The following is a 24,854-nucleotide window of genomic DNA, read 5'->3' on the forward strand; positions in this document are numbered from 1 at the left end:
CAGTTTGATAAAAATATATCCTTCCATTTTAGCTGCTGATTTTTTGAATTTAGCTCAAGAGGTAGAGAAAGTTTCTAAAGATGCTGATGGAATACATCTCGATATTATGGATGGAGTGTTTGTTCCAAACATTACTTTTGGTTTTCCAATAGTAGAATCGATTAGAAAAAAATTTAAAGATATATATTTGGATGCTCATTTGATGATAGTTGAACCAGATAAATATTTAGAAAACTTTTCTAAGTCTGTGAATAGCATAACAGTGCATTATGAAGCGGTCACACATCTACACAGAACTGTATTAAAAATCAAAGAGTTGGGGTGTGAAGCAGGTGTTACTTTAAATCCACATACTCCAGTATCACTTTTAGAAGAAATTCTACCATATGTGGACAAGGTATTGATTATGTCGGTTAATCCAGGATTTACTGGACAACATTTTATAGAAACTACTTATGAAAAAGTGAGAAAATTAAGAAGACTCTCTGATGAGAAAGGACTGAATGTTGAAATAATGGTTGATGGAGGAGTGAATAAACAGAACATCGGATTACTTCACCAAAGTGGCGTTAACACTTTTATCATTGGTGCCAGTGTGTTTTATTCAGAAAATCCTTCACAAGAGATAATCGAACTAAAAAAGGTGGCAGAAGATTTTGAGTGACGTCTATTTGGCTACATCAAACAGAAACAAGGTAAGAGAAATCAATGAAATCTTGCAAAATATTGATATAAATGGAAGTATCAATGTTAAATATATATTTGATGAGATAAAAGAGGATAATTTTGAAGTAGAAGAGTACGGCGAAACTTATGTAGAAAATTCTGTTATTAAAGCTTGGGCTTATTCAAAATTAATAAAAAAACCAGTTTTTTCAGATGATTCTGGTTTGTCTATAATCTCTCTCGGAGGATTTCCTGGCGTGAACTCTGCAAGGTTCATGGAAAATCATTCCTATGAGCAAAAGATGAAGGAATTATTATCAATGCTGGAAAATGAAAAAGATAGAACCGCTTATTTTGCCTGTGCGGCGACGTATTTTGACCCTCAAAAAAATATTTTAGTTACTTGTCAAGAAGAAGTTTATGGTAAAATAGCATTTGAGATAAGAGGAAAGAATGGTTTCGGTTACGATCCTATTTTTATTCCCGATGGATACGATTATACATTTGGAGAACTGACCAAAGACGTAAAAAATAGCATAAGTCATAGGGCAAAGGCTATAAAAAAGTTGCTTCTTTTTTTAAAAAGTGCTAAAATATTAGAAAATAAAGAGTAATTTTTCATAATATTGATTCAAAAGTGGATATTTTTTTGGTTTTATGGTATAATTTCGTTGAAGTTCCGTAGAATCAGGATTTAAGAATCTTTATCTGTTGAAAGGGGGAATGTTTGTGAATAAGAAAGATTTAGTTGATGCTTTTGCAAAGAAGGCTAACGTAACAAAGAAAGATGCAGAAAGTTTCGTTGATGCTTTTGTTGATGTAGTGTCTGAGGCTTTAAGTAAGGGTGAAGAGGTTAAGTTAGTTGGTTTTGGAACTTTCAAAGTTCAGAAAAGAGCAGCTAGAAAAGGTGTCAACCCACAAACTGGAAAAGCTATTAAGATTCCAGAAAAGATGGTTCCAAAATTCGTTCCTGGTAAAGAATTAAAAGATATGGTGAAGTAAATTCCAAAAAATGGGCAGGATTCCTGCCCATTTTTTTATGATAAAGACTTGATCACATGGGAGGGTTTCAAGTGATCTGGGCGATTTCAGATATCCACGGTATGTACGATACTTTAATTTCGCTTTTAAAACGGATACAGATCAAAGATTCTGACACAATGATTTTTCTTGGTGATTATGTGGACAGAGGACCTGATTCAAAAAAGGTGCTGGATCTTTTGATTACTTTAAGCAAACAGAGGAATCGTATTTTTTTAAAGGGGAACCATGACGATATGATGGTCGACTATTGTCAAAAAACTCATGAGTATGGAGAAGGTGTCTGGTTTTACAACGGTGCATTGTCGACAATTAAAAGTTTCAATAACAATATTGGGGAAGAGTACATAAACTTTTTAAAAGATCTACCTCTGTATTATGAGTTGGAAGTAGAAAACGAGAAATATTTGTTTGTACATGCGGGAGTTAATCCAAAAAAGTCACTTTCAAAACAAGATAAATGGGATTTGTTGTGGATAAGAGATGAATTTTTAAGTATGTCAGAAAGGTATTTTAATTATACCGTTATTCATGGACATACTCCAACATTGTACTTAACAGGTGAAGATAAGATCTTTGTGAAACGTGATAATAATAAGAAAATAATAAGTGTAGATATAGATACGGGATGTGTGTACGGTGGGAAATTGACGGCCTTTGGAATCACTGAGGATAACAGACACGTAGTTTTACAAGCTGTTTGAAAAATCGATTTAAACTTCTTTAATCGTCTTTAATTGCTTTTAAACTCTTCTAATTAAAAATACTTCGACTTTCTAACTTTTTCAAAGAGTGATATAATTAAGGTTGAATAGTATCTTCTCTCTGAGAGGTGTGAGACAATGCTGAAAAAACTAAAAGATTACTGCAATTATTCACAGAGCCAGATTTTGAAACAAATTTTGGAAGAAAACGGTATACAAGTATTTTTAAAATCTCCCATTGGAATAGGTGGAGAATATTTCGGTGAAGGAGCAATTTACGATTTATATGTTGAGGATAAAGATTTTGAAAGCGCGATAGTTATAATTGAAGAATTGGAGAAGGGAGGAATTACTTTGTCTGAACTAAAAAAGACTCCGCTTTATGAAAGACATATAGAACTTGGAGCGAAGTTGGGAGAATTTGCAGGTTGGGAGCTTCCGTTATGGTATTCTTCTATTATTGATGAGCATAACGCAGTAAGAAATTGTATTGGAGTTTTTGATGTATCTCATATGGGTGAATTATTTGTGCAAGGGAAAGATGCTCAGAAATTTGTAAATTACCTTATTACAAATAATGTGGAAAAGATACCCATTGGTAAAATAGTGTACTCTCCTATGTGTAACGAGGATGGTGGAATTTTAGATGATCTTCTCGCTTATAAATTAGACGAAGAAAAGATCTTGTTGGTAGTCAACGCATCTAATACTCAAAAAGATTTTGATTGGGTAAGAAAGCAATCTTCTTCTTTTAATGTTGAGGTTATTAACAAGAGTGATGAATATTGCCAAATAGCTTTCCAAGGTCCTAAATCCCAGGATCAACTGCAAAAATATCTTAAAGATATTGATCTGGATAGTATAGAATATTATTCCTTCAAAATTCTAGGATTGGAAGGAGAAGAAGTAATATTATCAAGGACCGGATACACAGGTGAAGATGGTTTTGAGTTGTACCTGTCTCCAGCGATCGCTGTTAAAGTTTGGGATAGACTTATACAACTTGCTAAAGAGGTTGATGGGAAACCATGTGGTTTAGGAAGCAGGGATACTTTGAGATTCGAGCCTAAAATGCTCCTTTATGGCAACGATATGGATGAAAATACTACTCCTTTGGAGGCAGGTCTAAGTTGGACTGTTGATTTTAATAAAGAATTTATTGGTAAGGAAGCTTTGCTGAAACAAAAAGAAGAAGGAATCAAAAGAAAATTAGTTGGTATGGAAGTACACGACAAGATGCCCGTGAGACATGGGTATGAAATTTTCAAAGATAATGAAAATATAGGGTTTGTGACAAGTGGTGTAAAGTCTCCTACTTTGGGGAAAAATTTAGCCTTAGGCTATGTAAGTAAAGAATTTTCAAAATTAGAAACCATTGTGAGTATAAAAGCAAGGGAAAAGTTATTAGAAGCTGAGGTCGTGAAAACTCCGTTTTATAAAGGAAGTGTAAAAAGCACAAAGTAAAAATACGGGCAAAGGGGCGCTATATCAACTTTTATAAGAATAATAAAAAGAGGTGAGATGTTATAATGAATGATTTTCCATATTTACCCCATACCCAAAAAGACATAGAAGAAATGTTCTCTTTTTTGGGAATAAAAGATATAGATGAACTTTATCGAGATATTCCAGCACTGTTCAAAGGTGAGTTGAATATCCCATCGGGTTTGAGTGAATTAGAAGTTAAAGAAAGGCTAACCGATTTATCGCAAATGAATAAAAATATGGAAGAATACGGGATTTTTAGAGGTGCGGGAATTTACAATCATTATATTCCTTCTGTGATATATCCTTTAGCTTCAAATAGGAATTTTTTAACTGCATATACGCCTTACCAGGCTGAAGTTTCTCAGGGTACCCTCCAAATACTCTATGAGTATCAAACTCAAATTTGCAATCTTACGGGGATGGAAGTTTCTAATTCATCTATGTACGATGGTGCTTCAGCTTTAGCTGAGGCTATTTTAATGGCAAAAAGAATTAATGGTAAAAATCATGTTTTGATGTCTAAAACGGTTCATCCCGAGTATCAAGAAGTATCAAAAACCTATGTTGAAGTGCAAGGGATGAATATAGAGCAAATAGGCTATTTATCTGAAACGGGTCAATTAGATCTAGATGAATTAACTTCTAAAATCACCCAAGAAACATCTTGTGTTGTAGTTTCATATCCAAACTTTTTTGGTGTAATAGAAGATTTGAAAGCGATAAGAGAAAAGGTTCCTAGCGATGTTATTTTCATTGTAGTTACCTATCCAATCTCTTTAGGGTTGTTAGAAACTCCTGGAAAATTTGGGGTGGATATAGTAGTAGGAGAAGGTCAATCTTTAGGAAATACACCTTCATTTGGGGGACCGGGTTTGGGAATCTTCGCTTCCAAAAAAAAGTACATCCGAAAGATGCCTGGCAGAATTATCGGTGAAACCGTGGATCAAGATGGTAAAAGAGGATTTTGCATGATTTTGCAGACAAGGGAACAACATATAAGAAGAGAGAAGGCTACTTCTAATATATGTTCAAATCATGCATTCAATGCTCTTTTGGCTTCTTTGTATATGAATGTGATGGGAAAGCAAGGGATAAGAGAAGTTTCTCTTCAGAATTATCATAAAGCCCATTATCTAGCAAAAAAATTGGTAGAGACTGAAAAGTTTAAACCTGTATTTGACGGACCATTTTTTAACGAGTTTGTATTAGAAAGCAAAATTGATCCTGATCTTCTCAACGAAAAACTGTTGGAGCAACATTATTTTGGACCTTTGATACTGAAGAATTTTTATGAAGAAATGGGGAATAAGGTACTGTTTTGTGCAACAGAACTGACTAAAAAAAGAGATATCGACTTTTTATGTTCTTTCTTGGAGGGATTATCATGAAATTGATATTTGAAAAATCAGTTAGCGGGAGAACATCATATTCGCTTCCTAAATTGGATGTCAAAGAATCTCAGATAGATATACCAGAACATTTAGTTAGAAATGAAGCTCCGAATCTACCAGAACTTTACGAAGTTGATGTTGTTAGACATTACAATCAATTAGCCAGTCTAAACCATTCGGTTGATAGAGGTTTTTATCCTTTGGGTTCTTGTACAATGAAATACAATCCTTTTCTGAATGAAGAGGCTGCATCTTTGAATGGATTCAAATTTATTCATCCCTATCAAGAGGAAAGTACAGTACAAGGTGCGTTGGAATTGATGTATGAATTACAAGAATTTCTCAAAGAGATAACAGGGATGGATTATGTTACCCTGCAGCCTGCTGCTGGTGCCCATGGGGAGCTTACAGGAATGCTTGTTATTAAGAAATATCTACAAGAAAATAATTTAGGTCATAAAAATGAAGTTATCATACCAGATTCCGCTCATGGTACGAATCCTGCATCTGCGGTAATGGCAGGGTTTGAAGTGGTTAAAGTTAATTCGAATAATGAGGGAAGAGTCGATTTAGATCATTTGAAATCTTTAGTGAATGAAAATACTGCCGCTATTATGCTCACAAACCCAAATACTTTGGGATTGTTTGAAAAAGATATTCTGAAGATATCTGATTTGATGCATAAAAACAATGCCTTGTTGTACTACGATGGGGCGAATTTAAACGCAATAATGGGAAAAGTAAGACCTGGAGATAATGGTTTCGATGTTGTTCATCTAAATCTACACAAAACATTTTCCACCCCTCATGGAATGGGGGGACCTGGGAGTGGTCCTATAGCGGTAAAGTCTTTTTTAAAAGAGTATTTGCCTAAACCTATTGTGGGTATGAAAGAAAGTGGGGAATATTATTTTGATTATGATATCCCTAAAAGCATTGGTAAAGTACGTAGCTTTTATGGTAATTTTTTAGTACTAATCAAAGCATACACTTACATATTATCAATGGGCAAAGAAGGTTTGAAGAAGGTAAGTGAACTTGCAACTTTAAATGCGAATTATTTGAAAGAGAAGTTGTCGAAATTTTTAGACGTTGCTTATCCAGATGTCTGTAAGCATGAGTTTGTAATAAAAGGGACTTCGTTGAAAGATTATGGTGTAAGCACACTGGATTTTGCAAAAAGGCTCTTAGATTATGGTATGCATCCTCCAACAGTTTATTTTCCTTTGATAGTGGATGAAGCAATGATGATCGAACCAACCGAAACTGAAAGCAAAGAAACCTTGGATGAAGTTGCTTCTATATATGAGAAAATCTTAGAAGAAGCCAGAAAAGAACCAGATAAGTTAAAAGAAGCTCCTTTGACTTTAACTATTAAAAGATTGGACGAAATAAAAGCCAATAAGGATTTAAAGGTAAAATTTGAGTAGGCGTTGATAAGTTGGGGATGAGAGTTGAAGGTATTTGTTATATTAAGTCAAAAAAACAGTGAGGCAAAAATATCGACTTACGCCTCACTGTTTTCTTGTTTTAAACATTCTCCACAGATTCCATAGAAAGTGATTTCAACAGAGTCGATTTTGTTATCTTTTAATTCTTCTTCAGTAAAAGTTTTAAAACTAATTAATTTCTTTTCATCTATGAAATTTAATTTATCTAACTCTATATCTTGCACTTTTCCACAATTTTTGCAAATAAAATGCGCATGAGGGGTGATGTTAGAATCGTAATGAATTTTATTTTCAATTAAAATTTCTTTTACTAGTCCTGCATTTTCAAATAATTTTACAATGTTATACACTGAAGTGAAAGAAATCTGAGTTTCATTACTTTTTACTAACTTTTGATGCAATTGATCAATCGACGGATGTTCATTAGAGTTAAAAAGCTCAAAGGCTACTTTGAATCTATTTGGAGTAACCTTAATCTTGTTATCTTTTAATATTTTGATTATACTATTTTTATCGTATTTAATTTCCAACTCTACCACCTTAGTTTAAATTATTTTACTGGTTAATTATAACACAAGATTTTAAAGAATTATTTGAATTATAGTGAAATTAACAATAGTGTCAAAAAACAAGTGATATAATAAAAAGGTAGCTTAAAGAGCAGAGAGCAAAGAATTGCGACCTTATATCTTAATGGGCAAGGATTGGGGCGACGGGGCGCTAAATGAATTTTGGGATTTCTAAATGAAGTATAAAATAATAAAGATTTTTAGGAGGGATACAGTGAGTGAGGTTAAAAAAATCGGTTTAATGACCAGTGGTGGAGATGCACCTGGAATGAACGCTGTTATTAGGGCTGTTACAAGAAGTGCAGTAGTGGAAAATATCGAAGTGTATGGGTTTTTGAGAGGATTTGCTGGTATTTTAGATAAAGAATATAAAAAACTAACATATTCAGATGTTGGTGGAATAATGGAAAGAGGGGGAACCATTTTAAGAACCTCTCGAGTACCAGAATTCAAAGTTCCTGAAGTTAGAAAAAAAGCTGCTGATATATTGAAGGATTTAGGTATAGATGTGTTAGTTATAATTGGGGGTAACGGGAGTCTTACTGGGGGAAAGTTGCTAGCAGAAGAACAAGGGATATCTGTAGTAGGCGTACCGGCTTCTATAGACAACGATATTGCATATACCGATATGAGCATAGGTGTTGATACCTGTCTTAACACAGTAGTTGATGCCATGCAAAAGTTAAAAGATACCGCTTCTTCCCACGAAAGGGCTTTTATCGTCGAAGTTATGGGAAGGACATCTGGATACATAGCGTTGATGTCAGGTCTTGCTATAGGTGCGGAAGCTATAATAATACCAGAAGTTCCCACCGATTACGATGCTTTAGCAGAAAAAATGTGGGATGAAAGAAAAAGGGGTAAGATTAATTCAATAGTCGTTGTTGCGGAGGGATCTGCCAGCGCCTATACAGTCGCCAGACATTTAGAAAATAGAATTGGTTTTGAAACGCGTATAACAATTTTAGGCCATATTCAAAGAGGGGGTTCTCCTACTGCATTCGATAGAATTTTGGCTTCGAGAATGGGGAACGAAGTAGTAAAATCAATTAAAGACGGAAATTTTAACGTGATGGTGGGCTTGAGTAAAAACGATTTAATAAGAACACCTCTTGAAAAAGTGCTTTCTGAAAATAATAAATTGGATATGGAGATTGTAAAGCTGGCAGGGATTTTATCCTAGGGCGTTCAAGGGGTAAACCCCTTGAAAATTCCCAAGGCATGGAATCTAAAAAAAAGATGTAATTTGGGAAGAAACACCCAAAAGTTACGCATCTTTAGGAGGATAGTTATGAACGAAAAAATAGAAAATAAAAAGACGAGAATCGTTTGCACAATTGGTCCAGCTACACAAGATGAAACGATGATAAAAAAATTGATAAATGCAGGAATGAATGTAGCAAGATTGAATACTTCTCACGATACCATTGCTGATCATGAGAAAAGAGTAAATTTAATAAAGAAGATACGAAAAGATTTGAACATACCTTTTGCCATTTTACTCGATTTAGAAGGTCCTAAGATTCGTACGGGCAAATTTGAGACGGATCAAGTAATGTTGGAAGAGGGACAGAAATTTATTTTGACTATCGAGGAGATCGTTGGCAACAAAGAAAGGGTGAGTATAAATTATCGAGAATTACCTAAAGAAGTTAAAAAAGGAGATTTTATTCTTCTTGATGATGGAAAAATTCGACTTGTAGTCGTTAGCAGTAACGAAAAAGAAATTGTTACGAAGGTTGTAACCGGTGGCAGTATCACTCACAGAAGAGGGATAAACGTTCCTGGAATAGATATCAGTTTGCCACCTTTAACAGAAAAAGATATGGAGTATTTAAACAAGGCTGTAGAATGGAACGTAGATTATATAGCACAATCTTTTGTTAGAAAAGCTGAAGATATCACTAGAACGAGGAGAATTCTAACGGAATTGGGTATGCCCGATCTCCCCATTATCGCTAAAATCGAAACATTACAAGCTCTAGACAACCTTGAATCGATCATTGAAGAAGCTGATGGGGTAATGGTCGCAAGAGGAGATTTGGGTGTTGAAGCACCAGTTGAACAAATACCTTTACTTCAAAAGAGAATAATAGAGATTGCAAATACAATGGCAAAGCCTGCTATAACAGCTACCCAAATGCTTGAAAGTATGGTTAACAATCCTTTTCCTACAAGAGCAGAAGCTACTGATATAGCTAATGCTATATTAGATGGGACGGATGCAGTTATGTTGTCTGAAGAAACGTCGATTGGGAAATACCCTGAACAAGCTGTCAAAGTTATGGCTAATGTAGCTAAAGAAACCGAAAAAATACTAGAAGAGTACTACTACAAATTTGATTATTCAACATACGGTGGTGGAGATCCCGCTACCAATTCGATAACGATGTCTGCAATAAAAATTGCCGAGCAATTAGGAATTGATGTTATAGTTGCCACCACTTATAGTGGTTATACGGCAAGAGCTTTGTCTAGGTTCAGAAGAAATATTAAAATAGTTGCTGCATCTCCAAGGATAACTACTTATCATCGATTGGCATTGATATGGGGAGTCACCCCCGTTATCATGCAAAAATTTACCGACACAGATAATATGTTGGAGAGCGTTAGCAATATCGTAAAATCTTTAGATTTTGGTGTATCAGGAGAAAATATCATAGTGACGGCTGGGATTCCCTATGGTTTCTCCAGTAAAACCAATCTCTTAAAGGTTCATGAGATATGATATAATTAATACATTAGTAAAAATTTATTTTTGAGGTGATTTTTATGAATAAAATAGATGAATTAACTCCAAAAAAAGTTGTAGAAAAATTGGATAACTATATAATCGGTCAAAAGGAAGCAAAGAAACAAGTTGCTATCGCTTTGAGAAATAGAATTAGACGGTTGTCTCTATCAGAAGATGTTAGAAAAGATGTTATACCAAAAAATATTCTGATGATAGGTTCTACCGGTGTTGGAAAGACTGAGATTGCTAGAAGATTAGCAGAGGTTGCCAATGCACCATTTGTGAAGGTTGAAGCTACAAGGTTTACCGAAGTTGGATATGTTGGAAAGAATGTAGAAAGTATGGTCAGAGAATTGGTTGATTCTTCAGTCAATATGGTTAAAAAAGAAATGATGGAAGAAGTTAAAGATAAAGCTCAAAGGCTCGTAGAAGAAAGAATAGTAGAAGTACTCGTGCCTTCAAAGAAAAGAGCAAAAGCTCAGCCCTCATTTATGGATGTGATGCAACTTTTCAATCAAAACGCTGAATATTCCCAAAATAAGGACTACGATGAAAATGAAGACGAAAATATAAGAAGAAGAAGAGAGGAATTATTGGAAAAATTAAGAAACGGCGAATTAGAGGATGTAGAAATAGAAGTAGAAGTCGAGGAACAATCTTCCCCAATGTTTGCTGGATTAGGACCTGAGTTAGAAGACATGGGTATTCAGTTTGGAGAAATGTTTCAAAATCTTATGCCTAAGAAGAAAAAAAGAAGGCGAATGAAGATTTCTGAAGCGAGGAAGGTTTTGGAGCCTATTGAATCGGAAAAATTGATTGATCAAGATAAATTAATTCAAGAAGGAGTAAGTAGAGCCGAAAATAGTGGCATAATTTTCATCGATGAGATCGATAAAATTACATCCAAAGGTGTTTCTTCAGGACCCGATGTATCCAGAGAAGGTGTTCAAAGAGATTTGTTGCCAATAGTTGAAGGGACAACCGTCATGACAAAGTATGGTTCTATTAGTACTGATTATATATTGTTTATAGCTGCTGGTGCATTCAGTGAGGCTAAACCTTCGGATCTGATTCCTGAGCTTCAAGGTAGATTCCCAATTAGAGCAGAATTATCAGATTTGACTAAGGAAGACTTTATTAGAATACTAACCCAGCCAAAAAATGCAATACTAAAACAGTATCAGTACTTACTTCAAACCGATGGTGTGAAAATTGAGTTCACTGAAGATGGTGTTGAAAGAATGGCAGATATCGCCTTTGAGCTGAACGAAAAAGTTGAAAATATTGGAGCGAGAAGACTTTACACTGTAGTCGAAAAAGTTCTTGAAGAGGTTTCTTTTGAAGCCCCCGCATCAGGAGAATGGGAATTGAAAATTGATAGCAATTATGTAGATCTAAGACTTGGTAAAGTATATGGTGATGAAGATCTTAGAGAATATATCCTTTGATGGACGGTAGTGAGCTAGTAAATTGTATATTTCAATAATATTTTTTGGAAGTGAGGACATATGCGATTAAATAATTCCAAACTCATAATTATAATAGGTTGTGGAAGGTTGGGTTCTGAATTAGCTTTGAAATTAAGTAAAGCTTACAATGTTGTAGTTCTTGATAAAGAAGAATCATCTTTTGAAAGGTTATCAAAAAGGAACTTTACCGGTTTCACAAGAGTTATTGACACAAGCGATATGGCTGCGTTAAAGGATGTGAATATTGAAAAAGCTCACATGGTTTATATTGTCACTCCCGATGACAATTTAAATTTTATGTTGGCTTATGGAATTAAAAAATTAAATTCGGGAGTAAGAATAGCCGCAAGGGTGAACGACCCTTTGAAGAAATCAATTTTTATAAAGGCAGGATTGAATTTATTTTGTCCCATTGAGGATTCAGTAATGGATTTAGTTGAGGAATTGGAGAAGGAAGTAGTTAAGTATGAGTAGAATTTTTTATATCATAGAGGGAAAGATATTAGCCTATTCTTTAGCTAAAAAATTACTCTTATTGGGTAATCAGGTTTACTATGTGAGTCAAAATAAGGAAAATTTGGAGATTTTAGATGGATTAAAGGTAAATTTTCCGGCTCTTGAGCTCGTCAAGCAAGATCCCACCGATATCAAATGGATAGAAAATTTGGATCTAAATAAAAAAGTAGAAGCCTTAATAATAATCTCTGAGGATGACGCATTGAATTTTGTTGTATCTTGGCTGTTGAGAGAATATTATGAAGATATAAAGATAATCTCTCTAGTCAATGCAACAGAAAACGAAACTATTTTCAAAGGTATTAATGTCGAAACTCTAGTTCCAATTTCTTGGATGCAAAAAATAATAGAATCTTCTTTGATTCATGAAGATATTACCGATTTTTTCAATCCCTATGTGGAGAAGTTATCCATTTTGGAACTCACTATACTTGAAGATGATAAAGCGGTAAATAAAAAACTGAAGGAATTAAATATACCTCAGAATTCAATAATTGGAGTTTTGATAAGAGAAGACGGAGATATAATGGTTCCTCAAGGTGAAACAATTATTTATAAAGGAGATAGATTGATCGTTCTGGCTTTAAAAGAACAAGCTGACGATGTTATAGAAACGTTAAAATAGAGGTGATCAAGTGCCTTCTTACACATATTTTTTAAAATTAAGGTATAAAGCTATTTTTAGAAATACAGGAAATATTATAATAGGTCTTTCAGTTTTGATACTTTTAGTGGGTTCTACGGCTTTTATTTATGATTCATTTAAAGATTTTCTACCATTTTTGATTACGGGGATATTGTCCTTTCTTAGCGGTGGGATGTTTCGCTTCATTGGAAGTGGAGAAAAAAGAAAAGAATTAAATACACAGGATGCTGTGGTCACAGTTTTTTTTGTTTGGACACTCGCTATATTCCTTTCTTCTCTGCCTTTTATTTTTTCTGGTGAATTGAATTTTTCACAAGCGGTTTTCGAATCCACAAGTGGCTGGACAACGACGGGGCTTTCGATGTTTTCTGATGTGGAAGTACTACCCCGGTCTATTTTAATATGGCGCTCGGTGATGCAATTTATTGGTGGAGCTGGTTTTGCTATAATTACTGTAATCATAGCTGGTACTATGGGGGTTGGCATATATCAAGCAGAAGGAAGAAGTGATAATTTAGTTCCAAATTTGAGGGAATCAGCTAGGATTATTCTTAGAATCTATTTAAGTTGGGCGGTTATAGGTGTTCTGCTTTTGATGTTTGTAGGAAAACTCTCTTTTTTTGACGCCTTTAACCATACATTAACCGGCTTGGCTACAGGAGGATTTTCTACAAAAAATTTTAGTATAGGTTCTTTTGGTAGCTTGAAGGTAGAAATAATTATCATGTTGCTTATGATTATGGGCGGAACCGGGTTTGGAGTCCATTATGCTGGTTTATTAATGATTAGAAATTTTATTAGGAATCGCAGAGACTATCGGTCCAAAAAAATTTCTTTACTTGAATTAAGAGAAAAAATTAAATCTGAGCCTTTTTTAAAAAATCCCGAAATTAAGACCATGTTCATAATTTTAGTTATTTCCTTTTTGCTGCTTTTTGCTTTTACAACAGTTGAAATTTACGGAGTTGGAAATGGTTTAGTTCATTCTGCGTTTCAGAGTATTTCAGCTTTAACAGGTACGGGTTTTTCAACCGTAGCTTTTTCAAACTGGAATTATTTCGGATTGTTAATTTTGACAATATTGATGATCTTAGGCGGAATGATGGATTCCACATCAGGCGGTTTAAAATTATTCAGGGTATATATCGCTTTCAAATTGATAATTAACCAGATCAAAGAATTTTTTAAACCCTCTGGAACCACTTTTTACATAGAAGTATATAAAGGGGTATCAAGAAAGAAAATTGATCTTAACTCAATAAAAAATGTATTAGTAGTCTTTACAATGTATTTTATCACTTATTTTATTGGCGTTTTTATATTGTTGGCTTATGGGTATCCGCTTCATAACGCGTTGTTTGAGTATGCTTCGACTTTATCTGCTGTTGGACTTTCTACAGGTATTACTTCTAATCAAGCTCCCGTAGGAGTGATTTGGACTCAAACATTAGGAATGTATTTAGGGCGTCTGGAATTTTTCGTCATTATAAATGCACTTATAAAATTGTTTAAAGATTTGAGAGATATTTTTTAAAAAATATGCTTTAATACTTGAACGATCTTTTGTTTTTCATATTAAAAAAAACAAATTTAGGAAGATAAAAAATACCCGCCATCTATAATTAGGCGGGTTTATTTTATCCTTTGACTGAACCGGCGAGCAAGCCTCTTACAAAATACCTTCCCAATATCATGTAAACGATGAGTGTAGGAAGGGCAGCTATTAAAGCTCCTGCCATTTGAACATTCCATTGAACGACCTGACTGCCAGCCAAATTGACTAACGCCACCGTTATGGGCTGTTTCGTTGGGTCACTAGTTATCGTTACTGCAAATAAGAATTCATTCCATATGTTAGTGAACTGCCATATTATAACAACTACGAAACCAGGTATAGATATAGGTAAAAGAATCTTTGTATAGGATTGCCATATGTTTGCTCCATCCACAGATGATGCTTCTACTAATTCGTTTGGGATTTCCTCATAGTAATTTTTAAACATTAATGTTGTGATCGGTATTCCGTATATAACATGGGTTATTATTAATGCTGGTATTGTACCGTATAAGCCTATTAGTTGAAAAAATTGTATCAGTGGAAATAATACGCTCTGATAAGGTATGAACATGCCAAATAGTATGAGTGCAAAAATAATATTTGAATATTTGAATCTTAATTTTGAAAGGGCAAAGCCATTTATAGAACCAATCATTGCAGATATTAGTGTTGCTGGTATTGTAAGATAAAAACTGTTTTTTAGATTCGGCCCTAACTTTGCAAACGCCTCTTTGAAACCTTCAAAAGAAATCTTAGTTGGAAGTTTCCACATGTTTGATATAGAGACTTCTTCAAACGGTTTAAAAGAGGTGCTTAGAGTTACATAAAACGGCAGCACGTAAAATATTGTGAATAAAGCCAATATAATGTAATAGATTGTAAGCGAAGTTTTATTTGTTTTTTCTGCCATCATCTCTCCCCCCTAAAAGAGCTATAAAGATATGGTACTATAACCGCTGCTACCATTACCAACATTATTATTGCAATAGCTGATGCTACTGCATATCTGTTTGATCTGAACATCTGTTCAAACATGTAAACAGCAGGCATATCGGTAACGTTGTTAGGCCCACTTCCAGTCATAGCGTATATTAAATCAAATATCTTTAAGGACATGTGTCCTATTACTATCATTGCACTAAGTGTAATTGGTCTAAGCATAGGCATCTTTATTCTCCAAAATAATTGAGTACCTGTTGCACCGTCTACTTGTGCTGCTTCTATCATCTCTTCAGGGATAGCTCTAAGCCCAGCTAAATACATTGCCATTACGTATCCTGACATCTGCCAGGTTGCTGCTATTACCACTGGTATCAACGCTAAATTGAATTTTCCTATTGATTGAGTACTCGTGTACCACATCCATTGTAAGTTTGACCATCCAAGGTTTTCAAGTAATAAGTTAATTCCCTGTGGGGAAGTTGGTATGTTCCCCGGAGCGAATATCCAACCCCAAACAGTTCCTGTTACGACAAATGAAATTGCCATTGGGAATAAAAAGAGGTTTTGAAAAAAACTTGATCCTTTCAATTTTTTGTCAATAATATTGGCTAAAAATATACCGAGTATAATACAACCAGCAAGAAAAAATAGGGTAAAGAATAATGTATTCCATAAATCTGTTTGAAATCTGGGATCCATGAATAACCTTTGATAATTTCTAAGCCCTACAAACTTGTATTCCCCACTTAATAATGAGGAGAAACTATTCCAGTTGGATGTTGATGTTCTTAGAGTTAAAAATATGAAATAATATACAAATATTCCTATGAATGCTAAAGAAGGGAGAATTATAAGGAATCCTGCTCTTGCTTTTTTCTTTTGAACGGACATATCTATCTCTCCTTATCGATTGAGGTATATTGAAAATCTCGGCCCCATAAAGGGCCGAGATTAAGTTATCTTAATGTTAATCTGTGAGTAGATTTACGTCTTCAGCAGCCCATAATATCATTTGTTTTGCCTGGTTAACATTTTTAGTAGTTACTAAATTGTTGATGGCATCGTTAAATGATGTGACAAATGCTTCGGGCGCAGCGGATCCGTGAACGATGGATGGTGATATGATGAGAGTTCTGAAATCTTCAGCTGTTTCTATTAGATATGGATCATCTCCTGGATCTGCATCAATTCTTGCTGGGATAGAACCTTTGATTGGGTTAAACAATGATTGAGCCCTTGTGGAAGCCAAATATTCCAAAAAGATTAGTGCATTTTGTCTGTGTGGGGCATTCTTTGGTAATCCGAAGGTATCAGATACTAGTACAAATACCGCTTGCGTACCAGGCAGTTCAAACCATCCAAAGTCTTCTCCTGGTGTCCAACCTAAGGTTTTGTAGTAACCTTCCGCCCAGTCACCCATTAAGTTGAAAACAGCTTTGTCTTCATACAATAGCCTTGCAGCATCTTGCCATTCCAAAGCTGCATGGTCTACGTTCACGTAGTTCATAAGTTGCACCATTTTCTCTAATGCACTGTCAAGCCTTTTGTCGTTGAACGATAGTTCACCGTTGAATAATGCGTTGTAATTAACGGCTCCAAATTCGGCTACCATGAGATTTTCCGCAATTTGACCGGCTTCCCACTTGTTTTTATCTCCCAAAGCAAGTGGGGTATAACCTGCAGCTTTTGCTTTTTCTAATGCGTCTATGAATTCCATCCAAGTTTCTGGCTCTTTTGTCAAACCTATTTCGTTGAATAATTTCTTGTTATAGAAGATTACGTTACTTCGATGGATAGTCAGAGGAATGGAATATACTTCACCCTGATAACTTACAATGTCTATTAGACCTTTTGGAAATTTATCGTATACTCCCCAAGATTTGAGATAGTCTGTTAAAGGTTCCATGAGTCCAGGTATTACGTATGTATCTGTTAGCTCCCAACCAGCATGTACTTGGAATGTATCTGGTGGGTTACCACCAAGGGTTCTTGTTTTCAATACCGCTTTGGCGTTAGTCCCTGCACCACCGGCAACAGTTGCGTTAATTACTTCAATGTTTGGATATAGTTCATTGAAATCCTCAATAGTTGCTAAAAGAGCCTCTTCTTCTCCTCCACCTGTCCACCAACTGAATATCTCTACCTGCCCGCTTTGGGCAAAGATCATTGTGAAACTTAATACACTTAGAAGTACTAAACCTACTAATTTTCTCATCTTACGCTACCTCCTTTTTGAGAATTCACAATTTATTTGGAAGCTCTAAAACTTTCTTTTTTATTTGGGTTTGTTATAAGATATGTTTTTGGCATTGTTTAGCAAAAATTCATATGGAGAAGATACGATGTGTTCGATCGCAATTGAGGCTGCACCTGACAAAATAGCATCTTCTTTCTTTGTTGCGACTAAAATTTCTGGTATTTCATTGGAAAAGGTGTATTGTTCAACTATTTTTTTTATTTCTCTGATTACAGAGTTGCCTACTTTTAAAATTCTCCCTCCTAAAATTACTGCTTCGGGATCAATCGTATTTACCAGGTTCACTATTCCCAAAGCTAAAAATTTACTGATTTCATCAATTGCTTTTTTAATTTCATCAGACTTTTTTGATTCATTTAAAATTATCTCTAATGGTAAGTTAAATTCATCTGCTAACCTTGATAAACCTCCGAAACTTTCCAAAGGAATTAAATCTTTAGTTATGACTGTATGGCCTATTTCTCCAGCAGAATTAGAAGTTCCCGAATATAACTTTCCGTTTATTATAATTCCTGCGCCGATTCCGGAATCACCTACAATAAAAACATAATTGTTAAATTTTTTTCCATGTCCAAACCACTTTTTACCTAAAACGGCACCATTTGCATCATTTTCTAACCAAATTGTTTTTTCATAGTGTTCTTCTAGCTGCTCAACTAGCGGGTATTCTTTTAGTAATGGGAAAGGATGAACTGATCGTAAAATTCTTTTTTGACTGTCTATCAAACCCGGCATAGCAATACCCATCCCTTTAATCTTGTAGAAATCGACTTTGGAGTTATTGATCAATTCATCAATTATTAAAATTAGGTTTTTTAAAACATCAGTCGGCCTTCCATATGAATTTATTTCTTTTTCAATACTATTAATTTTTTTACCCTTAATATTGAATATTCCTGCACGTACTATATTTACCCCGAATTCAATACCTATAACATAAAAAGCGTCTTCTTTGATTTTTATAAGTTTTCTTTTTCTACCTAATTTGCCGTCTACAGTTCCAACTTCTTCTACTAAATCCTTGGAAATTAATTCGTTGACTATATTTGTTATAGTTGCGTTTGTAAGCCCTGTTATGTCTGATATTTCTGATCTTGTGCTTGTCCCTTTAGAATTCAATAATTCTAGAACAACAGTCCTGTTTCGCTCTTTAACTAATTCTATATTGTATGTTTTATTTGTCATCAGTAAACCCCTTTGCATTTTATTTCTGCTTCACTTTCAATTTAAATACATTTTATTATAAATGTCAAGTTTGATTATGAGCGTTTATACCCAATTATTATCATTTAAAAGCGATTATTTAGGAATATCTTAAGAAATCATACTTTTTTTATTTAAAAAAATTTGGTCTATATATTTATAGTTCAATACTTGAACGAATATGTGGTTTTCATATGAAAACCTCATTAAATACTGCTCATTATGCAGTAATACCTAATGAAAATTTTAAAAAATTTAGATAATAAATTTGTTGAGGCTGTTTGAGTGGGAATTAGAAGTTAAGCTTACTTGTAGAAAAAGACTTTAAAGGTTGTACCTACCATCCATTTTGATTCAAATTCTATTTTATAATTTGCTAGTTCACATAGATATTTAACCACCGCCAAACCCAACCCCGATCCTTTGGCGTGATTTTTTGCCTCGACCCCACGATAGAATCTTTCAAAAATTCTTTTTTGTTCTTCTTCTCTTATACCTATACCTTCATCTTTTATAATGAGTTGTTCATTTTGGAAATCAATGTATATATCAGAATTTTCGTAAGAATATTTAATCGCATTGGAAAGTAGATTTCTGAAGATTGTGTAGAGTACAAACTTGTCACCTTTTAAGGAGTGAATATGGCAGTTGAAGTGTAGCTTTACCGATTTTTCTTGTATTTTTTCGTAGAGATCAGTTACTACTTCATTGTATAGTGTACTTGGATTTATTACTTCTTTTTTTAATTCGTATTCTCCAAATTCTGCTTTCGAAAGAAGAGTTAGTTGAGAAATTATATTTTCTATTCTGTCAAGAGATTCTTCGATTTTGGTAACTTGTTTTATAAATTGATTATCTTTCATGAAGTCTTTGAGAATTTGAGTATTTCCTTTTGCTATAGTGAGGGGAGTTCTGAGTTCGTGGGATACAGAAGTTATGAAATCCTCTTTCACTTTTTTTAGTAATTCAAATTCTGTTTTGTCCTGTAATATCAAAAGTTGATATTTTTGTTTGAATGTGAGTTTGCAAAACTTGCTGTATCCTTCAAAGAAATATATATTTGTTTCTATTTCAAAGTCCTCATTATTCAATATATGCTTTGCAAGCTGATCGATTTCATTGAAACTTATGGTGTTCAATAATTCTTTATTTGCTCCTAATCCCCAAGCTTTGGCCGTGGTATTTGCGTTAAGTATAGTTGTTTTGTTTTCTAACTGTAATACCGCGTCTTCTAAAGAGTCAAATATTTGAAAATCAAACGAACTGGTATTTTTCATATTTTATTTTCACCGTTGTTATCTACTGCATAAGCGTTTTTGTTGAACTTGTATCCTACGTTTCTAATAGTTTTTATCCATTCTTTCCCTATCTTTGATCTGATCATGCTTATATGTACGTCGATGACCCGGTCTGTAATAAATTCATCTCCAAACCAAATCTTGTCGATAATTTCTTCTCTGGTGTAAACTTTTTCTGAATTCCTTGCTAATAGATCAAGTATTTCAAACTCTTTTGAGGTCAATTCAATATTTTTACCTTTGTAAGTTACTAAATAATTGTTTGAGTATATTTCCATTGGTCCAAAAATCATTTTACTTTCGGATTTTTTTAGTCTTTTTAATAAAGCCCTCACCCTTGCTGTAACTTCTCTGGGATTGAAGGGTTTAGTGATATAGTCATCTGCTCCTGATTCAATTCCCAAGATTTTTTCTCCATCTGTATTTTTTGCAGAAATGATTATTATACCTATTTCTCTATTCAAAGCCCTAACTTTAGGTAACTCATCAACTGCGTTACCATCGGGTAGCATTAAATCTAGTAAGATTATATCGATGTTTGATTCTTTGTTTAAAACATTTCTCATTTGTGATAACGTACCGGCTTCGAAGATTTGTAAATCTTCTAAACGAAGATAAGTTTTTAATATATCTCTTATGTCTTCATCGTCTTCAACAATTAATACTTTAGGCATGAAAAAGCCTCCATTTATAGATACTCTTCGATTTCCTTGCCTGTTTCTATGTAAACTATTTCTTCGCAAAGGTTTGTTGCGTGATCAGCGATCCTCTCTATGTCTCTAGCCAACAATATATAAGGTATGATAAGTTCTTTGTTGAATGATTCATCCTCCAATTTTTGCACAGCTATTTTTCGAATTTGTCTTTCTAGGTCGTCTACTTCGTCGTCTCTTTTCCATATTTTAACTGCTTGTTGAATGTTTTTTTCTCCAAAGGCTTTATACGAGTCCTTTATCATTTCTAAAGATATACCGAACATCTTTTTTATTTCTTTATTATTTACAATGTCCTTTAAATCAACATGGGCATAGGTTTCAGTTTTTTCTGCAATATTGCATGAAAGGTCTCCTATCCTTTCAAGATTGTTTGCAAACTTTATCATTGTTACTGCGTATCTCAAATCCTTAGCTAAAGGTCGATACCTTGCTACAATTTGATATACTGATTCTTCAATTTGGCGGTTTAATTCATCTATTTGATCATCCGCTTTTAAGACTTTTTCGGCTAATTCAAGGTTTTTATCTTCTAGCGATTTAATAGAATTTTCAAAGGATCTTAAAACTACAGTTAAAAGCTTGGATATTTCGCTTGTTAATCGTGTCATTTCAGTTTCAAAATGTGTGTAATCCATTTATTCCACTCCCTATTTTCCTTATATACTTTCTTTTGTTTGCTTGTTTATTAAAGTTTTAGCTAATTCTACCATTTAAATAATCTTCTGTCAATTGTTCTTTAGGGTTTTTTATAATGTCTTCTGTTTTTCCAGATTCGATAAGCTCTCCTTGAAACATAAAATACATATAATCTGATATTCTAATGGCTTGAGCTAGGTTATGTGTAACAATGATTATAGTGTAATTTTCCGACAGGTGTTCAATTAAATTCTCAATTTTTTGCGTTGCTATAGGATCTAGGGCAGATGTAGGCTCGTCCAATAAGATTATTTCAGGATCAATGGCGATAGCCCTAGCAATACACAAACGTTGTTGTTGTCCACCAGAAAGTGAGCTCGCTGGTTTGTCGAGGTCGTCTTTTACTTCTTCCCATAAAGCTGCTCTTTTTAGTGCTGCTTCGATGATTTCATCCATTTTTCTACTATTTCTTGGTGTGTGTAATTTTATTCCAAAGGCAATGTTTTCATAAATAGACATCGGAAAAGGAACAGGTTTTTGAAAAACCATTCCAATTTTTTTTCGAAGCGTTGATAAATCAATGTTATTTTCGTATACATTTTTCCCCTCAAATATTATTTCTCCGCTTGTTCTATAGCCTGGAATTTCATCGTTGATTCTATTAATACTTCTCAACAAAGTTGATTTTCCACAACCTGAAGGTCCTATTATTGCGCTGACTCTTTTCTTTTTGATTTCCATATTTATATCTTTTAAGGCTTGTTTTTGATCGTACCAACCATTAAAATTTTTGATTTCTATCACAATTTCTTTTTCTGTATTCAACTTTTTTGTTTTCCTCCTCTTATTTTAAAGGCTATAGAGTATATTACTAAAATAAGTAATATTAAGAATGCGGAAGTTGCTTTTGCCATCCATTGAGCACTCTCACCATAAGCCATGGTTATAAAATATATATGAGTTGGGAGAGTCATAACGGGATCGAGTAAAGAGTTTGGTAACTTAGTTGAATAGAAAACTGCACCGGTTAATAAGACAGGAGCGGTTTCTCCGATAACTCTTCCCGCACCAATTAATATTGCTGTTATTATTCTATTTTTTGCTGCAGGAAATAGTATTTTGTAAATAGTTTCAGTTTTTTTTGCTCCTAATGCATAGGCTGATTCCCTTAGTTCTCTAGGTAGAGAGGCAAGGGCTTCTTTTACTGATGATGATATTACTGGTAAAGTCATTATCGCCAAAGTTAAACTTCCACTAAGAAGCGACGTCCCAAATCCAAGAGTTATTGAAAAGAGTGCTAATCCAAACAATCCATAGACAACAGAAGGAACACCGGACAACGAGGTTACGGATACGTCAATTATTCTTCCTAATCTTGATTTTTGGCCGTATTCAGATAGGAATGTACCAGTGAGAACTCCTATTGGTATTGAAAATAACAGGATAAAAAAAATCATCAATAGACTTCCCAATATAGCTGGTCCAATTCCTCCTGCAGTCATACCTTGGCTGGGGTACTCTACAAAAAAAGAAGGAGTAAAATATCTTGCACCATCTACTATTACTATTATGATTATTGACAATATTATGCCAAAGGCGATATAACTTATAATTCTGAAAATGAGTGATATAATAGAATCTATTCCAGTTTGCTGTTTCAACTTTTCCAACTCCTCGTTATTCTCCTAGATATCATCGTAAGAATAAAAGATATCGTTAACAAAATTAAACCCGCTGTAAACAACGCAGAGTAGTGAGTACTTCCTATCGGTACTTCCCCCATCTCGCTTGCAATAGTAGCGGTCAAAGGTCTAACCGGATCCCAAATTGATCTAGGAATTATGGCAGCTCCACCCGAAACCATCAATACAACAATAGTTTCTCCTATGATTCTATTTATAGTTAGAATTATTGAATTCAAAATTCCTGATAGGGCTGCTTTGCTTACTATTCTAAATCCGGCAGTGAACCTACTTGCTCCTAAGGCTAAGGCGCTTTCTTTTAAACTGATGTCAACAGATGATAATGCTTCCTGCATGAGAGATGCAGCGTATGGCAGAGATAAAATTGATAATCCAATAGCTGCCAAAAGCAAATTACCTGCTGACCAAGCACCGAAATTCATCAGGATAGGTGAAATATAAATGAATAAGAATGAACCTATTATAACAGTTGGGATCCCGGATAACAAATCTATCGCTGATTTTATAATTCTTTGCTCCCTGTTCGTGGCGTAGTCATACAAGAAAAACGCAATTATATACCCTATGGGTATAACTATAATAGAAGCAAATCCCGTTAGTATGAAAGAACCTACTATCATTGCTAACATGCCGTACTCTGGTGGATCATATGTTGGATACCAATATTTACTGGTAAAAATTTCAGCCCCAACTTCTGTCAGGGCTGGAAGTGATTCTCTTATGATAAAAATGAATAGACCAATTAATGCCAAAATTCCTACCATTGCAACAGCTGTGATTATACTTTGATTTACGATATTTTTTAAATCTCGTCTATTCACGAATAAAGCACTCCTTCTAAAAGATAATCTTTTTAAAATCCGTATGCTGCAACGTAACCAGCCTGTTCAACTAACTCTTGACCTCTTTTTGATAGTCCAAATGTCAAATATTGTTTAACTGGACCAGTTTCTGGGTAACCGTTTGTAGCATCAACAAACATATACAATGGTCTTGAGATTGGATATACAGAATTTAAAATATTCAGTTTTGTTGGTTGTACACCTTCAACCGATAAAACTTTTACATCGTCAGTTACGTAACCTACACCTGTATAAGCTATGGCATACATGTTTTGTGCAACTGCTTGTATTTCCGCTTGGGTAGATTCTAACATCTGAACTGTTGGAGTCATCCTTTTACCCTCTAAAACTTTTTCTACAAATGTTTCATAGGTTCCTGAGGCTGTGTTCCTTGAATATACAACGATTCTTTGACCTGGTAAATTAGGGCTCAATTGGTTCCATCTTGTGATTTCACCAGTGTAAATTTTTGCCAATTCTTCTATAGTGATATCATCAATTCCAAGATTCGGATTAACTATTACTGCTATTCCATCGTATCCTAAAACAACGGGAATGAAGTACTTACCTTCTTCATGCATCTGCTCTAATTCAGAATCTTTAAGCCATCTACTTGAGTTTGCAATGTCTGTTGTTCCGTTGAATAAAGCAGCAATACCGGTTGAAGAGCCAGCACCTTCCAATGTGATTGTTAAATCGGGATACATATCTTTTAACTCTTCAATCCAAAGTTGAGCTACTGGAAAAATCGTGTTTGAACCTTTTAGAACAAGTGTTTCTGCAAAACTGAAAAGAGCTATACCAACTAAAACAAACGTTAATAATACTTTCTTCACAATATTTCCCTCCTTAATTTATGTTTTCGATGTTATTATAACAATCTTTTTTTTAGGTAAAATCAAGTGATATTAAGAAATATTAAGGAGGTACTTTCATTGATATTTAACCATAATTGATGAACCTAAAAATAAAAATGCTATTACAATTTGATAAATTTTTTAAGCTTTTATTCTGTTTCAAATTT

At 34.2% G+C, this 24,854-nt stretch carries 25 protein-coding genes; 13 read left to right on the forward strand and 12 right to left on the reverse strand.

Annotation, left to right across the window (positions count from 1 at the left end):
• The first annotated feature begins 4 nt into the window (after nucleotides 1–4).
• The 7 genes from rpe to gcvPB all read left to right on the forward strand — a co-directional run bounded on the left by rpe (nucleotide 5) and on the right by gcvPB (nucleotide 6,720).
• On the forward strand, nucleotides 5–664 hold the full coding sequence (rpe, locus tag PMOB_RS09815) for a ribulose-phosphate 3-epimerase (protein WP_012209692.1): 660 nt from the start codon (nucleotides 5–7) through the stop codon (nucleotides 662–664).
• Nucleotides 657–1,280, forward strand: coding sequence for an RdgB/HAM1 family non-canonical purine NTP pyrophosphatase (rdgB, locus tag PMOB_RS09820; RefSeq protein WP_012209693.1), 624 nt, complete (start codon nucleotides 657–659; stop codon nucleotides 1,278–1,280). Before rpe ends, rdgB begins: the two co-directional genes overlap by 8 nt.
• A 115-nt stretch (nucleotides 1,281–1,395) precedes the next feature.
• Entirely contained in the window at nucleotides 1,396–1,668 is a 273-nt protein-coding gene (locus PMOB_RS09825; protein ID WP_012209694.1) for an HU family DNA-binding protein, read from the forward strand.
• 71 nt (nucleotides 1,669–1,739) lie between these two features.
• Nucleotides 1,740–2,411, forward strand: coding sequence for a metallophosphoesterase family protein (locus tag PMOB_RS09830; protein ID WP_012209695.1), 672 nt, complete (start codon nucleotides 1,740–1,742; stop codon nucleotides 2,409–2,411).
• Nucleotides 2,412–2,549: 138 nt separating this feature from the next.
• A complete protein-coding gene (gcvT, locus tag PMOB_RS09835) occupies nucleotides 2,550–3,875 on the forward strand; it encodes a glycine cleavage system aminomethyltransferase GcvT (RefSeq protein ID WP_012209696.1) in 1,326 nt (441 codons plus the stop codon).
• 65 nt (nucleotides 3,876–3,940) lie between these two features.
• Nucleotides 3,941–5,287 carry an aminomethyl-transferring glycine dehydrogenase subunit GcvPA gene (gene gcvPA, locus PMOB_RS09840; RefSeq protein ID WP_012209697.1) on the forward strand — a complete coding sequence of 449 codons (1,347 nt, stop codon included), beginning with the start codon at nucleotides 3,941–3,943 and terminating at the stop codon, nucleotides 5,285–5,287.
• A complete protein-coding gene (gene gcvPB, locus PMOB_RS09845; protein WP_012209698.1) occupies nucleotides 5,284–6,720 on the forward strand; it encodes an aminomethyl-transferring glycine dehydrogenase subunit GcvPB in 1,437 nt (478 codons plus the stop codon). Before gcvPA ends, gcvPB begins: the two co-directional genes overlap by 4 nt.
• 77 nt (nucleotides 6,721–6,797) lie before the next feature.
• On the opposite strand, the gene PMOB_RS09850 is transcribed toward gcvPB, so the two are convergent.
• Nucleotides 6,798–7,271, reverse strand: coding sequence for a Fur family transcriptional regulator (locus tag PMOB_RS09850; protein ID WP_012209699.1), 474 nt, complete (start codon nucleotides 7,269–7,271; stop codon nucleotides 6,798–6,800).
• Nucleotides 7,272–7,485: 214 nt separating this feature from the next.
• Here PMOB_RS09850 and pfkA point away from each other — a divergent pair, with 214 nt between their 5' ends.
• The 6 genes from pfkA (at nucleotide 7,486) to PMOB_RS09880 (ending at nucleotide 14,209) form a co-directional block, all read left to right on the forward strand.
• Entirely contained in the window at nucleotides 7,486–8,493 is a 1,008-nt protein-coding gene (gene pfkA / locus PMOB_RS09855; RefSeq protein ID WP_012209700.1) for a 6-phosphofructokinase, read from the forward strand.
• A 108-nt stretch (nucleotides 8,494–8,601) separates the two neighbouring features.
• Nucleotides 8,602–10,038: a pyruvate kinase gene (gene pyk / locus PMOB_RS09860; RefSeq protein ID WP_012209701.1), complete on the forward strand. Its 1,437-nt coding sequence runs from the start codon at nucleotides 8,602–8,604 to the stop codon at nucleotides 10,036–10,038.
• 44 nt (nucleotides 10,039–10,082) lie between these two features.
• Nucleotides 10,083–11,492, forward strand: a complete 1,410-nt coding sequence (hslU, locus tag PMOB_RS09865; protein ID WP_012209702.1) for an ATP-dependent protease ATPase subunit HslU — start codon at nucleotides 10,083–10,085, stop codon at nucleotides 11,490–11,492.
• Nucleotides 11,493–11,552: 60 nt separating this feature from the next.
• Nucleotides 11,553–11,987, forward strand: coding sequence for an NAD(P)-binding protein (locus PMOB_RS09870; protein ID WP_012209703.1), 435 nt, complete (start codon nucleotides 11,553–11,555; stop codon nucleotides 11,985–11,987).
• On the forward strand, nucleotides 11,980–12,654 hold the full coding sequence (locus PMOB_RS09875) for a potassium channel family protein (protein WP_012209704.1): 675 nt from the start codon (nucleotides 11,980–11,982) through the stop codon (nucleotides 12,652–12,654). The genes PMOB_RS09870 and PMOB_RS09875 overlap by 8 nt, the downstream gene beginning before the upstream one ends.
• Before the next feature lie 10 nt (nucleotides 12,655–12,664).
• Nucleotides 12,665–14,209, forward strand: coding sequence for a TrkH family potassium uptake protein (locus PMOB_RS09880; protein WP_012209705.1), 1,545 nt, complete (start codon nucleotides 12,665–12,667; stop codon nucleotides 14,207–14,209).
• Between the two features lie 103 nt (nucleotides 14,210–14,312).
• Here the strand turns inward: PMOB_RS09880 and PMOB_RS09885 are convergent, their stop codons facing one another.
• The 11 genes from PMOB_RS09885 to PMOB_RS09935 form a co-directional block, all read right to left on the reverse strand.
• A complete protein-coding gene (locus tag PMOB_RS09885; RefSeq protein ID WP_012209706.1) occupies nucleotides 14,313–15,146 on the reverse strand; it encodes a carbohydrate ABC transporter permease in 834 nt (277 codons plus the stop codon).
• The gene (locus tag PMOB_RS09890; RefSeq protein WP_012209707.1) at nucleotides 15,143–16,066 is read right to left on the reverse strand and encodes a carbohydrate ABC transporter permease; all 924 of its coding nucleotides are present in this window, start codon (nucleotides 16,064–16,066) and stop codon (nucleotides 15,143–15,145) included. Before PMOB_RS09890 ends, PMOB_RS09885 begins: the two co-directional genes overlap by 4 nt.
• Nucleotides 16,067–16,142: 76 nt before the next feature.
• The gene (locus PMOB_RS09895) at nucleotides 16,143–17,390 is read right to left on the reverse strand and encodes an ABC transporter substrate-binding protein (RefSeq protein WP_012209708.1); all 1,248 of its coding nucleotides are present in this window, start codon (nucleotides 17,388–17,390) and stop codon (nucleotides 16,143–16,145) included.
• Between the two features lie 60 nt (nucleotides 17,391–17,450).
• A complete protein-coding gene (locus PMOB_RS09900) occupies nucleotides 17,451–18,617 on the reverse strand; it encodes an ROK family transcriptional regulator (RefSeq protein WP_012209709.1) in 1,167 nt (388 codons plus the stop codon).
• 323 nt (nucleotides 18,618–18,940) lie between these two features.
• Complete coding sequence (locus tag PMOB_RS09905) at nucleotides 18,941–19,912, reverse strand: sensor histidine kinase (RefSeq protein WP_012209710.1); 972 nt, start codon at nucleotides 19,910–19,912, stop codon at nucleotides 18,941–18,943.
• Nucleotides 19,909–20,607: a response regulator transcription factor gene (locus tag PMOB_RS09910; protein ID WP_012209711.1), complete on the reverse strand. Its 699-nt coding sequence runs from the start codon at nucleotides 20,605–20,607 to the stop codon at nucleotides 19,909–19,911. Before PMOB_RS09910 ends, PMOB_RS09905 begins: the two co-directional genes overlap by 4 nt.
• Before the next feature lie 14 nt (nucleotides 20,608–20,621).
• Nucleotides 20,622–21,284 (reverse strand): phosphate signaling complex protein PhoU, encoded by a 663-nt coding sequence (phoU, locus tag PMOB_RS09915; RefSeq protein WP_012209712.1) that lies wholly within the window; start codon nucleotides 21,282–21,284, stop codon nucleotides 20,622–20,624.
• 58 nt (nucleotides 21,285–21,342) lie between these two features.
• Nucleotides 21,343–22,110 carry a phosphate ABC transporter ATP-binding protein PstB gene (pstB, locus tag PMOB_RS09920; RefSeq protein ID WP_012209713.1) on the reverse strand — a complete coding sequence of 256 codons (768 nt, stop codon included), beginning with the start codon at nucleotides 22,108–22,110 and terminating at the stop codon, nucleotides 21,343–21,345.
• Nucleotides 22,107–22,955 (reverse strand): phosphate ABC transporter permease PstA, encoded by an 849-nt coding sequence (pstA, locus tag PMOB_RS09925; RefSeq protein WP_012209714.1) that lies wholly within the window; start codon nucleotides 22,953–22,955, stop codon nucleotides 22,107–22,109. Before pstA ends, pstB begins: the two co-directional genes overlap by 4 nt.
• Entirely contained in the window at nucleotides 22,943–23,770 is an 828-nt protein-coding gene (gene pstC / locus PMOB_RS09930) for a phosphate ABC transporter permease subunit PstC (RefSeq protein WP_041534449.1), read from the reverse strand. The genes pstA and pstC overlap by 13 nt, the downstream gene beginning before the upstream one ends.
• A gap of 71 nt (nucleotides 23,771–23,841) precedes the next feature.
• A complete protein-coding gene (locus PMOB_RS09935) occupies nucleotides 23,842–24,666 on the reverse strand; it encodes a phosphate ABC transporter substrate-binding protein PstS family protein (RefSeq protein ID WP_012209716.1) in 825 nt (274 codons plus the stop codon).
• Between the last annotated feature and the right edge of the window lie 188 nt (nucleotides 24,667–24,854).

Origin of the sequence: Petrotoga mobilis SJ95 (genome assembly GCF_000018605.1) — a bacterium.
GTDB lineage: Bacteria > Thermotogota > Thermotogae > Petrotogales > Petrotogaceae > Petrotoga > Petrotoga mobilis.